The sequence below is a fragment of the Pseudomonas sp. AM4(2022) genome (assembly GCF_036346515.1).
Lineage (GTDB): Bacteria > Pseudomonadota > Gammaproteobacteria > Pseudomonadales > Pseudomonadaceae > Aquipseudomonas > Aquipseudomonas paracarnis.
Map to the genome: position 1 here is coordinate 83,057 of NZ_JAOTNW010000005.1, position 13,447 is coordinate 96,503.

At 60.2% G+C, this 13,447-nt stretch carries 10 protein-coding genes; 8 read left to right on the forward strand and 2 right to left on the reverse strand.

All coding sequences use genetic code 11. The features are described 5' to 3' along the window. Nucleotides 1-142: 142 nt before the first annotated feature. Nucleotides 143-2,230: a TonB-dependent receptor family protein gene (locus tag ODQ19_RS08770; RefSeq protein WP_116666238.1), complete on the reverse strand. Its 2,088-nt coding sequence runs from the start codon at nt 2,228-2,230 to the stop codon at nt 143-145. A 189-nt stretch (nt 2,231-2,419) separates the two neighbouring features. On the opposite strand from ODQ19_RS08770, the gene ODQ19_RS08775 reads away from it, so the two are divergent. From ODQ19_RS08775 to ODQ19_RS08805, 7 genes are all read left to right on the forward strand, one after another. Further along, nucleotides 2,420-2,746 carry a YceK/YidQ family lipoprotein gene (locus ODQ19_RS08775; RefSeq protein ID WP_116666239.1) on the forward strand — a complete coding sequence of 109 codons (327 nt, stop codon included), beginning with the start codon at nt 2,420-2,422 and terminating at the stop codon, nt 2,744-2,746. 56 nt (nt 2,747-2,802) lie between these two features. Continuing rightward, on the forward strand, nt 2,803-3,159 hold the full coding sequence (locus tag ODQ19_RS08780) for a YceK/YidQ family lipoprotein (RefSeq protein WP_116666240.1): 357 nt from the start codon (nt 2,803-2,805) through the stop codon (nt 3,157-3,159). A 135-nt stretch (nt 3,160-3,294) separates the two neighbouring features. Continuing rightward, nucleotides 3,295-5,052, forward strand: a complete 1,758-nt coding sequence (locus tag ODQ19_RS08785) for a carbamoyltransferase family protein (protein WP_116666241.1) — start codon at nt 3,295-3,297, stop codon at nt 5,050-5,052. Beyond that, nucleotides 5,053-5,949, forward strand: a complete 897-nt coding sequence (locus tag ODQ19_RS08790) for a GNAT family N-acetyltransferase (RefSeq protein WP_330209820.1) — start codon at nt 5,053-5,055, stop codon at nt 5,947-5,949. After that, a complete protein-coding gene (locus tag ODQ19_RS08795; RefSeq protein WP_330209821.1) occupies nt 5,946-7,352 on the forward strand; it encodes a PIG-L family deacetylase in 1,407 nt (468 codons plus the stop codon). Before ODQ19_RS08790 ends, ODQ19_RS08795 begins: the two co-directional genes overlap by 4 nt. An 85-nt stretch (nt 7,353-7,437) precedes the next feature. Then, entirely contained in the window at nt 7,438-8,586 is a 1,149-nt protein-coding gene (locus ODQ19_RS08800) for a glycosyltransferase family 4 protein (protein ID WP_014716637.1), read from the forward strand. Then, complete coding sequence (locus tag ODQ19_RS08805) at nt 8,583-9,464, forward strand: glycosyltransferase (RefSeq protein WP_330209822.1); 882 nt, start codon at nt 8,583-8,585, stop codon at nt 9,462-9,464. The genes ODQ19_RS08800 and ODQ19_RS08805 overlap by 4 nt, the downstream gene beginning before the upstream one ends. 120 nt (nt 9,465-9,584) lie before the next feature. Here the strand turns inward: ODQ19_RS08805 and ODQ19_RS08810 are convergent, their stop codons facing one another. Next, the gene (locus ODQ19_RS08810; RefSeq protein ID WP_116666245.1) at nt 9,585-11,426 is read right to left on the reverse strand and encodes a bifunctional O-antigen ligase/aminoglycoside phosphotransferase family protein; all 1,842 of its coding nucleotides are present in this window, start codon (nt 11,424-11,426) and stop codon (nt 9,585-9,587) included. 158 nt (nt 11,427-11,584) lie between these two features. Here ODQ19_RS08810 and msbA point away from each other — a divergent pair, with 158 nt between their 5' ends. Next, nucleotides 11,585-13,390, forward strand: coding sequence for a lipid A export permease/ATP-binding protein MsbA (msbA, locus tag ODQ19_RS08815; protein WP_330209823.1), 1,806 nt, complete (start codon nt 11,585-11,587; stop codon nt 13,388-13,390). Nucleotides 13,391-13,447 lie beyond the last annotated feature (57 nt).

Here is a 13,447-nt window from a genome sequence, read left to right on the forward strand (position 1 = left end):
CTGTGGGAGCGGGCTTGCTCGCGAAAGCGGCGGGTCAGTCAGCATTAGTGTTTGCTGGGCTGACGCCTTCGCGAGCAAGCCCGCTCCCACATTTGATCTTCATTGTTTTGCATTGTGTTCGCTTAACTGATCGGTATTGGGGTCAGAACTGATACTGCGCCCCGGCCCCCGCATACCACGAGCGCCCCGGCGCCGCTTCGTAATAGCGGCCATTGCCATCCCCCACGATCACCGACCCTACATACTGACGGCCCAGCAGGTTATCCAGGCGCAAGGTCTGGTGAAAGGTCCAGTGCTCTACCTTCTGCTCAAACCGTGCGCGCCAGTTGAAGACGCTGTAGGCCGGTGCGGCGTGTTGTTGGTTGGTGTCTTCTACGTAGACCTTGCTGCGGTACATGCCTTCGATGGCGGTGCTGACCCAGTCCCGTGGTTTCCAGTTCAGTTCTGCGAACAGGGTGGTTTGTGGCACGCCGGGGAGGTAGTTGCCTTTGTCGATGGTGTTGGCGCCGCTGGCAAAGTCGCTGTCGTAGGTTGCGTGCAGGCGGGTGTAGGCGAGGCTGGTGCTCCAGTGGTCGCTCAGTTGGCTTTCAACACCCAGTTCGAAGCCGCGGCGCAATGTGCGACCGGCGTTCTGGTAGCTGGTACGGCCACCGATGGATTGCTGCACTACCAGTTCGTCCTCAGTGGTGATCTGGAAAACGGCGGCGTTGATCCGCGTGTTGTTCAGTTGCGCTTTCACACCCATTTCATATTGCGTACTTTCAGACGGCTTCAAGCCGAAGTTGAAGCCCTCGGTGTTGCCCGGTGCATAGGCCAGCTCGGCCTGAGTCGGGGTTTCAAAGCCTTTGCCTGCGCTGATGTAGCCGTGCAGGTCGGGTGTGAACGCGTACATCACGCTCATCGACGGTGTGTTTTTCTGGTAGGTCTTGTTGCCGCTGGCGTCGCCATTGCTCAGGAACTGATCGTCAACGTCCATGTGCATGGTGCTGTGTCGGATACCGGCTTGCAGGGTCCAGCGGTCGAGGGCCCAGTTGGCTTGGATATACGGGTCGAGGCTGCGAGCTGTGTCGATTTCGTCGCGGCGTAGTTGGCCTTTCACGCCGAGGGTGTTGCCGCTGTAGTTCTGATAGCCATGGCGGCTGTCTTCGCTTTGGTCGAAATCCAGGCCGGTAATGATCATCAGCTCGCCAGGCGCGCTTTCGATGGGCTGCATCCAGCGCACGCTGCCGCCGTAGAACTTACGGTCAAATTGCACCACGCCACCGCCGCGTTCGTTGGCGGGCGTGCCCTTGGGGATCGACAGGTACTGGATCACACTGCGTCGCCCGGTGTAGGCATTGACCTGCAAGGTCGCAGCGCCGAAATACCGCTCGTAATTCATCCCCAATTGCTGGTGATCGATACTTTTACGCGTGTTGTAGTTCAGCGCATTGGCGCTTACCGAGCGCGGGTCTGCCTTGTACGCTGCCCAGGTCTGCCCCAGTGGATCTTGCGTACCGTTCTGCTCCAGGCTGCTATAGATCAGCGCCAGCTTGCTGTCGTCATCGGGCTCGACATTGAGCTTGGCGAAGGTCTGGTCGCGCCGCGCGCTGCTGTGATCGCGGTAGCCGTTGGTGTCCATGCGCGAGGCGTCGAGCACAAACCCCGCGCCATTCGCCGCGCCCTCGGCGCTGAGGTGGTTCTTGTTCAGGCCGTCGCTGCCCACCAGGGTTTCGGCGCCGATACGCGGCGGGCCTTCGCCGTCGCGGGAGAACATCTGGATCACGCCCCCGGCATTGCTGCCATACAGCGTCGCCGCCGGGCCGCGCAGCACTTCGATGCGCTCGGCGGTGTCGAGGTTGAAGGTGGCGGCCTGACCCTGACCATCCGGGGTACTGGCGGGAATGCCATCGGCGATCAGCTTGATGCCGCGCACGCCGAATGCTGAACGGGCGCCGAAACCTCGGGAAGAAATTTGCAGGTCCTGCGCATAGTTCTGGCGGTTCTGCACCACCAGGCCGGGCACGCGGGACAGGGCTTCAGAGGCGTTGATGCCGAGTTGGCCGTCGCTGATCTGTTCGCGGTTGATGCCGTCCACGGAATAGGGCAAATCGAACGTTGGGCTAGCGCTGCGCGAACCGCTGACGACGGTGGGGGCGAGGGTCAGTGGCGAATCATCGCCCTGCACTGTGCTGCTCAAGGCCAGCAGGCCAGGCAGCAAGAGGGAAAAGCGAGCGTGCGTTTTTTTCATGAGGCAGCCAGAGTCTCGGGCACGCATAGCGAAGGCGCGCAAAAAGTGCGCAAGTTTAAACAGTCAGGTAAGTTTTACCATTTCGGATTTTTCCCACGCAATGTGGCGGTGCTTCTCGGATGAATGAGCCAGTCTCTCGGTGCTAGCGTGGCTGACCGTTTGCGAGGCTAGGATATGACAAGAAAAATAATGACTGCACTGGGTATAAGTGTCGCTGCGCTGTTATTAAGCGGCTGTGGAACCGTTAATAGCGTCATGCGCAAAGAGGGCGACACGGCGCGTGAGCTCAGGCTCGTAAAAACCTATTGCCAATCCATTCCCCGCGCTTACAGCGGCGTGGCCTTTGATTTCTGCATGCTGCACGCGGCCCCGGACCCCACCGGGTTCCTCATACCGTTCGTGCTCGTAGATATTGCGGTGTCCGCGGTTGCCGATACGGTGGTTTTGCCCTATACGATTTATCGACAATCGGCCGACGGTAATATCAGCATATATTGGCGTCCAGGCCGTTCATGAGCCTATGGGTATAAAGGCACCTGTCCAGCCCATCTACTGGACGAAAGGAGTTGTCCGTGAGTCGTGGTTTCAAAGTCCTGCTGGTTTCAACCTTGTTATTGGTCTCCGGTTGCGGAACGATCAATACCGTCTTCCGTCCGGATGCCGTGGCCAGCCAGAACCTCAAGGAGTCGCGCAGCCACTGCGAAAACGTGCCGCGTATCTACAGTGGGGTGATCTACGGCTTTTGTACCCTCAATGGCGAGCCCGCACCGGATAAAAGCCTGAAGGACCAAAGCCTGTTGGATCGCCAAGGCAATGGCTTCCCGATCATCGCGATTGAATTTGTCGCCTCTGGTGTCATGGATACCCTGATGCTGCCTTATACGATCTACCGCCAGAACAAGGACGGCAGCATCGAGATCTTCCGCTAGCCCTTCTCGCCGCTAACAGCTTCCCTCTGCTTTTAAGCTATAATCCCGCCCTTTAGCTGTTTCCCGCCCGGGCGGGAAGCACACTTTTTTCAGGCGCGATGCGCCTGCATGCAGACTAAAAGAGGCTAGACCCCAGTGGCATTGACGATTCTTGGCCTGTCCGGCGCCCTTAGCCATGATCCTTCCGCAGCCCTGTATATCGACGGCAAGCTGATTGCGGCCGCCGAAGAAGAGCGCTTCGTACGCGACAAACATGCAAAGAACCGCATGCCCTACGAGTCGGCGAAGTTCTGCCTGGAACAGGCCGGCATCAAGCCTTCGGACGTTGACGTGGTGGCGATCCCATTCGCCCCGATCAGCCTGTTCGGCGAGGCACGCTGGCACTACGCCAAGCGCTACTGGTACGCCCCGGACCGCGCCCTCGACGCGATCCTGATGGGTAACCGTCGCTACAAGCGCTATCGCAACAAGATTGTCTGGTGCCTGGAGCAACTGGGCTTCGATCCGAAGAAAATCAAGATCGAACCGGTTGAACACCACCTGGCCCACGCTTCCAGCGCCTACCACTGCTCGGGTTTCCAGGAAAAAACCGCGATCCTGGGCATCGACGGCAAAGGTGAGTACGCCACCACGTTCTTCGGCTACGGCGAAAACGGCAAGATCCACAAGATCAAGGAATTCTACGACCCGGACTCTCTCGGCGGCCTGTACGGTGCGATCACCGAGTTCCTCGGTTTCGAGATGCTCGACGGTGAGTTCAAGGTTATGGGCATGGCGCCGTACGGCGATGCCAGCAAATACGACTTCTCGCGCCTGGCCTCCTTTGAAAACGGCGAGCTGGTGATCAACACCGACTACGCCAACGTCATCGGCCTGCGCCGCTACAAAGAGAAGGGCAAGGGGTTCTACTTCTCGCCAAAACTGATCGAGTGGCTGGGGCCGAAACGTGAAGGCGACATCGCCGACGAGCCGTACATCCACTACGCGGCCAGCATGCAGGCGCTGTTCGAGAAACTGGCCTTGCAGATGATCGACCATTACCTGGGCGACATCCTCAAGGACACCGGCAAGCTGGCCTTCGCCGGCGGCTGTGCGCTGAACGTCAAGCTGAACCAGAAAATCATTGCCCGTGACGACGTAAAAGAACTGTTCGTGCAACCGGCCTCCGGCGATGCCGGTACCGCCGTCGGTGCGGCGGCCTACGTGTCCCATGCTCGTGGTGTACCGGTCGAGAAGATGGAACACGTCTACCTCGGCCCGTCCTACAGCAACGAAGACGTGATTGCCGCGTGCGCCAAGCACGAGAGCAAGCCGAACTGGCGCAAGATCGAGAACATGCCTAAGCGTATTGCCCAGATCATGGTCGACGGCAATCCGGTAGCCTGGTTCCAGGGCCGCATGGAGTTTGGCCCGCGTGCCTTGGGCGGTCGTTCGATCATCGGTTGCCCAAGTGCGACCGGCGTGGCGGATCGCATCAACCACCAGATCAAGTTCCGCGAGCGCTGGAGGCCTTTCTGCCCGTCGATGCTCGACACCGTGGCCCCGCAGATGATCAAGGTCGATCACCCCGCACCCTTCATGACCTTCACCTTTGAAGTCGCCGAAGAGTGGAAGACCCGCGTACCGGAAGTGGTGCACGAAGACGGTACTTCCCGCGCCCAGGTGCTCAAGCGCGAATACAACCCGCGCTACTACGACATGATGAAAGAGCTGGAAGTGCTGACCGGTAACGGCGTGTCCCTGAACACCTCGCTCAACCGTCGTGGCGAAGCGATGATTTGCTCGCCGACCGACGCGCTGAACATGTTCTTCGGCTCGGACCTGCAGTACCTGATCATGGAAGACATCCTGGTGGTCAAGGACGGCGTAGACCCTTATGACGCCGTGGTTTAAATGCTGAACCGCTTCCAGGGCTGGCGTGAACGTGGCTGGGCGCCTGTCGAGGCCGAGGTTTACGCCCAGGCCTGGCAGCGTTACGGCGGCAGTGTGGCGACCCATCCCCAGGTGATCGAGCGATTGGCCGGGCTGGCGCAGATACCTGTGCGCTACCTGGGCTGGGAGCAAGGTGGTGAACTCAAGGGGGCGATCGCCACCTGGGGGCGCGACCTGGCGCTGTCCAAGGACGTGCTCAAGCGCAGCGGCAAGAAAGGCCTGTTTGACCTGGGCAACGCCGAGATCATTCTGCCGATTGCTGCCGATGCGCAGGTACCGTTGCGGCATCGTGCGCGCTACCTGTCGACGCTCAATCAAGGGCGCGTCAGCACCCTCAAGCCCCAGGCCGAGCAGTTGGCCATGGCGCGCACGCCCGAAGACCTGTCGAAGAAGTTTCGCTATAACCAGCGGCGTGAACTGCGCCTGTTGGAAGAGGCGGGCGGCGTGGTACGGGCGGTCAGTGAGTTTTCCAGCGTAGAACTGGCGGCGATTTATTGCGACCTGTTCCAGCGCCGTTGGGGCTTCCCGGCGGCGGGCGCGGCGCGTCTGGCCGAGGTGCTGGAGTTGCTCAAGGAATTCCTGTTCGGCTCGGTGCTGTTTCTGAACGACGCGCCGATTGCAGTGCAATTGGTGTATCAGGTGCAGTCCAATGAGTGGTTCAGCGCCGAGTATGTCAACGGCGGCGTAGACCCTGAAACCCGTGCATTCAGCCCCGGCAGTGTGCTGAGTTTTCTCAATACCCAAAGTGCCTGGGAACAGGCGCGGGCGGCGAACAAGTCGCTGCGCTTCTCCTTCGGGCGTTCCGACCGCGAATACAAGGAGCGCTGGTGCAACCCGGTGCCGGTGTTCAGCGTATGAGCCGCAAACAGCAACTGCTCAAGCGCCATCGGCGTAACAAGCGTATTGCGCTATTGATCGGCGTGCTGGTGTTGGTCGCCACCGGCGTACTGGTCGCCTGGTGGTTGCCGCTGATCCTTGCGGTGCTGCTGTGGGCCGCCCATGAAGCCTGGTTTGCCGATCACCTGTTTTACTCGCCCAAAGACAGCTATGAGTACGCATTCCCGGCCGGCAGCGAACAGCCCGGCTTGCGCCTGGAGGCGGGCCGGCTGCTGCTGGATGCGCCGTTGGCGGCGGATGAAACCCTGATCGTCGGTATTGAATTGAAAAGTACCTGGCTGGGGCGTTTCTTCGACCCTGCTGTGGACCTGTTGGGCCTGCAAAGCCCGGACCGGCAAGCCTTCGAGCGCGGCGTCGCTGGGCGGCGTTATCTGAACCTGACCGGCGCCGCCGAAGCCTTGGCCGCGGGCAAGCTCGAATTGCGCGGGCGCTTTTGCCGGATCAAGGGGCAGCCGACGCTGTGGCGCTTTCGCCAGCCGGACTATCGCCAGCAACGTGTGATGGTAATCGCGCCCCATGCCGACGATGCTGAACTGGCTGCGTTCAGCCTTTACAGCCAGGCGACTGAAAGTTGGATCGTCACGCTAACGGCTGGTGAAATCGAGGCCGAGCATTATCAGCACATGGGCCTGCCCAAGGCTGAAGCCGCACGCCTCAAGGGCCGTTTGCGGGCCTGGGACAGCGTCGCCGTGCCCCGCTGGGCGGGCGTGCCCGAGGCGCAGTGCGTGCAGTTGGGGTACTTCTGCATGCAGTTGCAAGCGATGCAGGCCGCGCCAGGTCAGCCTCAAGCCTCCCGCGAAGCCGACTTGGCCGATACGCGGCTGTTTCGCCAGTTCAATGGTTTTGCCTTGCCTGGCGATGCTGATGGTGCACCGACCTGGCATAACCTGATCGCCGACCTGCGGGCGCTGCTGCTCAAGGCGCGGCCCCAGGTCATCGTCTTGCCCACGCCGTTGCTGGACCCTCACGCCGACCATATCTGCGCCCACGCAGCAGTGCTGGAGGCCTTGCAGGGGCTGGAGTGGCAGCCCGACACATTGCTCGGCTACGCCAATCACCTGCATGATAACGACCGTTGGCCCATGGGCGATTCCGGCGCTGGCGTGGCGCTGCCGCCACGTTTCGATGGCGCTGTGGAGCTGGTGCCGTGCAGTTTCGCCCTCGCCTTGAGCCAGCAGCAGGACAAGGCCATGGCCCTGGGCATGATGCACGACCTGCAGCCGCCAGCGCCGTTCAAGCGTCGAGTGCGCAGGTGGTTGCAGCAACTGCTGGCGGGCCGTAGTCCATCGCCCTACGGCGAGAACGAATTCTTCCGCAAGGCCGTGCGCCGTCACGAGCTGTTGTGGGTCCTGAAGCAGGACTGAGAGCCGATTGAAGGCAGGCTGTTATGCGCCTGTCGCCCTTTTTACCGGGCTGCGTGCCCGTAGCCAGATTGCTGCATGGAGAGTTATGAAGCCTCGTTTCAAGGTTTTGCAGTTACAGCCGGACTACAACGTCAAGACCCATGACTTTGCGGACTTGGGTGAGCAAATCGTCAAATCCCTGCCGGCTGAGCGCTTCGAGGTGACCTCCGGATTTCTCAGTGGGCGCCCGCTGCCCGGCCAGCCCCTGAGCGTGGCCGAGCACTCCCATTATTTCGAGCTGCCGGAGAAGTCCCTCAAGGGCATTCGCTTTGGCGCCATGTGGCAGATCTACAAGTACTGCCGCGAGCAGAAGTTCGACGTGGTCATCTGTAACCGCTTCAAGTCGGTGAACATGATGCTGTCGCTCAACCGCTGGTTGAAGATCCCGCTGTGCATCGGCATCTCCCACGGCTTTGGCGAGTACGCCCGTGGTTACCGTCGGCGTCAGACCCAGCGCTGGGTCAGCCCGGCGTGGCGCTTTGTCGGTGTGTCCGAAGCGGTCAAGGACTACCTGGTAGACCTCAACTGCGGGTTCACCCGTGAGAACACCACCTACGTCACCAACGCTATCGACATTCCCCAGGCAGAGGCTTTGCAGCTGTCTCGTGAGGACGCGCGCAAGGCCCTGGGCCTGCCCATGGATGCACGGATGATCGGCGCGCTGGGCCGCCTCGTCCCGATCAAGGGTCATACCCATCTGCTGCAAGCCTTTGCCACACTCAAGGACAAATACCCTGAAGCGCAGGTGGGGATTATTGGTTCCGGCCGTGCCGAAGCCGACCTGCGTGCCGACATCGAGCGCCTGGGCCTGACCGGCCGTGCGCACTTGCTGGGCTTTCGCGAGGACGGCATGAAGTACGTGCGCGGCTTCGATATCTGGACCATGCCGTCGCTGTTCGAAGGCCTGGGCCTGGCCTTGCTGGAAGGCATGAGCGGCCACCTGCCGGTGATTGCCTCCAACGGCCCGGCGATGCTGCCGCTGGTGCAGGGCGCGGGCGGCTTGTCCCACGACCCGGGCAATGTCGAACAACTGGCTGCAGCCCTGGATACTTACCTGGCCTTGAGCGATGAACAATTGCGTGCCAAGGGCGAGGAGGTGTTCCGCTATCTGGAGGCCAACCACACCCTCGACGAGTTCAAGCACAAGTACCTGACCCTGATTGAAACCGGTTTGCGTGAAGTAGGTAGAGCATGAATCAGCAACAACCCCTGGTCTCGGTGATCATCGCTTCCTACAACCATGGCCAGTACATCGAGCAAAGCATTCTTAGCGTGCTGGGGCAGACCTACCCCAATATCGAGCTGTTGGTGGTCGACGACGGCTCCAAGGATGACAGCGTCGAACGCATCCAGCGCTTGCAGGCCGAGCACGGCTTTGATTTCCAGGTGCAGCAGAACCAAGGGCTCAGCGCTACCTTGAACGGGGCGATTGCTCGCGCCAAGGGCAGCCTGATCGCACCGTTCGGCTCGGATGACATCATGTTGCCGGACCGTATTGCCACCCAGGTGGCGTATATGGACGGCAAGCCGAAGGTGGGCATGTGTGCCGGCAATATCGAACTGATCGACGGCGACGGCAACCTGCACCCGGAGAAGAAACAGCGTCGCGACGTGCCATTTCGCCGTCTGGATTTCGACGACTTATTCCTGGACCGCAAGCCGTTTCCACCGGCGCCGACCATGCTGATTCGTCGCGAAGTGCTGGAGGAGGTCGGTGGTTTTGACCCGCAGATTCCCCTGGAAGACTTGCTGATCCAACTGAAGATCACGGCGGCGGGCTACACCATCGATGCCCTTGACGTGGTGATGGCCAAGTATCGCCAGCACGCTAACAACACGTACAAGAACCACCGCTACATGATCCAGAACATCCTCAAGACCTACGCCAAGTTCAGCGAACACCCGGCCTATGACACGGTTCGCTACAACTTCCTGAACTCGATGTTCCTCAAGACCGCCGACCGCGACCGCCCGTTGGCGCGGGAGATTCTCAAGCAGATCCCTTTGAAGTTCTGGGGGCGCAAGACCTTGCGGGGGCTGGTGCGGTTGTATCTGGCACCACTCAAAAACTGAACCGCCACCGCACCCTGTAGGAGCGAGCTTGCTCGCGAAAAACGTCAACGATAACGCGTGCTTCCTGAATAAACGCGGTGCCGGTGAGTTTCTCGCGAGCAAGCTCGCTCCTACAGGTGTTTACAGGCTTTGGACCTGCTCGCGGATTTTCGCGGTGGCGGCTGGGCTTGCCACCGAGGCGTAACCTTTGACCAGTTGTTCGAAGTGCGTTTCGAACAGCCAGTTGCGGTCCTGGGGATAACGCTGCATGTGGCGCAGGTTACGTTGGCGCAGGGCGTGACGCAGTGAAGACGGGTAGACGCGCAGGTCGGCCACGTCGATCAGGGCGAACTCACCGTCGTCCATCAACAACACGTTACCCAGATGCAGCGAGCGGAAGTACACGCCGCGCTCGTGCAGTTGCGCCATGAACCGGCCAAAGCGCTCCACCAGTGACTCACGCAGGCTGCTGTCCAGGCTTTGCAACGCTTGGCGCAACGTCAGGCCGGGCAACGGCGTGTAGCGCACTGCGCTGCTGGCGTCGCCCAGGCGGTAGAGCCCGAGGATGTGCGGCGTAGGAATGCCCAAGGTGCGCAGTTGCTCGCTGTTGCTGGCAAATCGCTCGGAGTACGGGTTGAAGCTGCCGGAGGTGTACCAGCGGCGTGGGCGGAACAGTTTGAGGAAACTGCCGTCCTCCAGGCGCAGGACTTTGGGCCCCAGGCCATCGGCTTCAATCACGTGGGCGTTACTGCACAGCTGTTCAAACGCGGCAGGCTTGAGGTTCTGCACCTTCATGCGCAACAGGCTGCGGTGGCGCTGGGCGAGGCTCAGGCCGGTGATAATTGCCAACGGAATCCACAGCAGGAACCAGTGTTCCTTGGGGCGCGACAATATGCCGCCGCCTTCGGTCAGGCCTGCTCCGATGCCATAGGCCAGCAGGGACGATGCCAGGATGAACAGCGGCTGGGCGCGTTGCTGCAGGCCTTTATACAGGCCCCAGCCGAGCATAAAGGCCCAGGGGATAAAACCAATGATGCCGACGTAATAGAGCACGCCGAGGGCGAAGCTGTGGGGCTCGCGCAGTTGATAACCATCCGCCAAGGTCAGGAACAACTCGGAGTCGTAACTATGGCCGATCCACGGGTGCTCGGCGATAAGTTGCAAAGACATGCTCCACAGTTCCAAGCGGAACGAGCTGCCACGCATAATGATTGATTCAGGATAGAACAGCATCAGCCCGACGATGCCCAAGGCGGTGCCGGTGAGCAGTAGCATTGAGCGTCGATTGCGGCTGACAAAGCTCATCCAAAGTATGGCCAGCGTCAGCGCCACCAGCGGCGTGCGTGAGCCGGTCGCCAGCACCGCAGCGGTCATGATTGCCAGTGCCGGGACGCTGAACCACAGTACGTTGAGGCGCTGAGTGGTCATGCAGACGTACAGCCAGTACACCGTGAAAAAGCCAAACAGGTGCGAGCTGAGCAGCGGGTTGTCGAGGGCGCCCAGACCACCAATCATGCGCATGCCAGGTTGATAGCCCTTGGCGAACGCCACCAGGTTACCCAGGCTCACCACCAGCGCAATCACCGCCGCGCTGAAGAAGATCGGTTTGAACAATTCGTTGCGGTAATGCAGCAGCAGCCCGCAGCCGCCAAACAGCATGAAGGTATTCAATGGCCGTTTGAACAGGTCGGTATCAGAACTGGGCGCGGGGCTCCAGAGCAGACTGGTCAACGCCCAGGCGGAGAACGCCAGGAACGCGATCGCCAGGGGCTCGCGCAGCAGGTCCTTGAACTCCCGAGGGCGCATGCACAACAGAAACAAGGTCGGTACGCTGAACAGGATGTAGACAATTCGGTGCAGTACATTGCGATTGCCGACAAAGAACAGTGCACTCAGGAGCAGCAACAAGCCAACAGGCAAAATCCATAGGACCAGGAAGTCGAAAACGCGATTTGAGCCATAGGTAAGGCGCTTGGAGTGCATACAGTAAAGCCATTCCAGAAAGAGAAAGCCGACCATCTTAAGCTAGTGGCTATGTAATGTCGCCGGTAGGATCCAACCGGGCCGCGGCTTACGCCGGGTGCAAGTACAACAGAGAAGCTGTGCTAAAGTCAGCCTCCTTTTTCAAAACGCCGCGTGATATGACCGACTCCAGTCCGAGCGCAAGCCCTTCGAGCTTGAAAATATACTTCCGCCTGCTCAGTTACGTTAAGCCCTATATGGGCTTGTTTGCGTTGAGTATCCTTGGATTTCTGATTTTCGCGTCGACCCAACCGATGCTGGGTTACATCCTCAAGTACTTTGTCGACGGTCTCTCCAATCCGGAAGCTGTGCTGTTCCCGACCGTGCCCTTTTTGCGCGACCTGCAATTGCTGCAGGCGGTGCCGCTGCTGATCATCCTGATCGCGGCCTGGCAGGGCCTGGGTTCGTTCCTGGGCAACTACCTGTTGGCCAAGGTTTCCCTGGGTCTGGTCCACGACTTGCGGGTGCAGCTGTTCAACAACCTGCTGACGCTGCCCAACCGCTACTTCGATAACCACAACTCCGGGCATCTGATTTCCCGCATCACCTTCAACGTGACCATGGTCACGGGTGCCGCGACCGATGCCATCAAGGTGGTGATTCGCGAAGGCATGACGGTGATCTTCCTGTTCGCCTCTTTGCTGTACATGAACTGGCGCCTCACGTTGGTGATGATCGCGATCCTGCCGTTGATTGCCGTGATGGTCAGTACCGCCAGCAAGAAATTTCGCAAGCAGAGCAAGAAGATCCAGGTGGCCATGGGCGACGTGACCCATGTGGCCTCGGAGACCATCCAGGGCTACCGCGTGGTGCGCAGTTTCGGCGGCGAAGTCTACGAACAGAAGCGCTTCTTCAAGGCCAGCCAGAGCAACACCAACAAGCAACTGCGCATGACCCGCACCGGGGCGATCTACACCCCGGCGCTGCAATTGGTGATCTACTCCGCCATGGCCGTGCTGATGTTCCTGGTCCTGTATCTGCGTGGCGATGCCTCGGCGGGTGACATGGTTGCCTACATCACCCTGGCTGGCTTGTTGCCAAAGCCGATCCGTCAACTCTCGGAGGTCAGTTCGACCATCCAGAAGGGTGTGGCAGGCGCGGAAAGCATCTTTGAACAGCTGGACGAAGACGTTGAGGTCGACCACGGCACCATCGAGCGCGACAAGGTCAATGGCCGCCTGGAAGTGCGCAATCTGAACTTCACCTACCCAGGCACCGAACGCCACGTGCTCAAGGACATCAGCTTCACCGCCGAGCCTGGGCAAATGATCGCGCTGGTGGGCCGTTCAGGCAGTGGCAAGTCGACCCTGGCCAGCTTGATCCCGCGTTTCTACCACCATGAAAGCGGTGAGATCCTACTCGATGGTGTAGAGATCGAAGACTACAAGCTGCTCAACCTGCGCAAGCACATTGCCCAGGTTACCCAGCATGTGACGCTATTCAGCGATACCGTGACCAACAACATCGCCTACGGCGACCTGGCCGGTGCGCCTCGTGCCGACGTTGAAGCGGCGGCGGCGGATGCCAATGCCAAGGACTTCATCGACCAGTTGCCCAAAGGCTTCGATACCCAGGTCGGCGAGAACGGCGTGCTGTTGTCCGGCGGCCAGCGTCAGCGCCTGGCGATTGCCCGTGCGTTGCTCAAGAACGCTCCGTTGCTGATCCTCGACGAGGCCACCTCCGCTCTCGACACCGAGTCCGAGCGGCATATTCAGGCGGCACTCGATAAGGTCATGCAAGGCCGCACGACTCTGGTGATCGCACACCGCTTGTCCACCATCGAGAAGGCTGACCTGATCCTGGTGATGGACGACGGGCGGATTGTCGAGCGTGGTACCCATGGCGAGTTGTTGGCGCAGAACGGTTACTACGCCCGCCTGCATGCCATGGGCCTGGATGCACCGGTGCAGGCTGATATCACCTGATCCAACCGGCATCACGGGGCAAATGAAATGTAGGAGCGAGCTCGCTCGCGAAAAACT

Excerpts from the sequence above, each read along its gene's own strand:
- ODQ19_RS08770 (WP_116666238.1), bottom strand. The coding sequence starts at position 2,230 with ATGAAAAAAACGCACGCTCGCTTTTCCCTCTTGCTGCCTGGCCTGCTG.
- ODQ19_RS08775 (WP_116666239.1), top strand. The coding sequence starts at position 2,420 with ATGACTGCACTGGGTATAAGTGTCGCTGCGCTGTTATTAAGCGGCTGT.
- ODQ19_RS08790 (WP_330209820.1), top strand. The coding sequence starts at position 5,053 with ATGCTGAACCGCTTCCAGGGCTGGCGTGAACGTGGCTGGGCGCCTGTC.
- ODQ19_RS08795 (WP_330209821.1), top strand. The coding sequence starts at position 5,946 with ATGAGCCGCAAACAGCAACTGCTCAAGCGCCATCGGCGTAACAAGCGT.
- ODQ19_RS08800 (WP_014716637.1), top strand. The coding sequence starts at position 7,438 with ATGAAGCCTCGTTTCAAGGTTTTGCAGTTACAGCCGGACTACAACGTC.
- ODQ19_RS08805 (WP_330209822.1), top strand. The coding sequence starts at position 8,583 with ATGAATCAGCAACAACCCCTGGTCTCGGTGATCATCGCTTCCTACAAC.
- ODQ19_RS08810 (WP_116666245.1), bottom strand. The coding sequence starts at position 11,426 with ATGCACTCCAAGCGCCTTACCTATGGCTCAAATCGCGTTTTCGACTTC.
- msbA (WP_330209823.1), top strand. The coding sequence starts at position 11,585 with ATGACCGACTCCAGTCCGAGCGCAAGCCCTTCGAGCTTGAAAATATAC.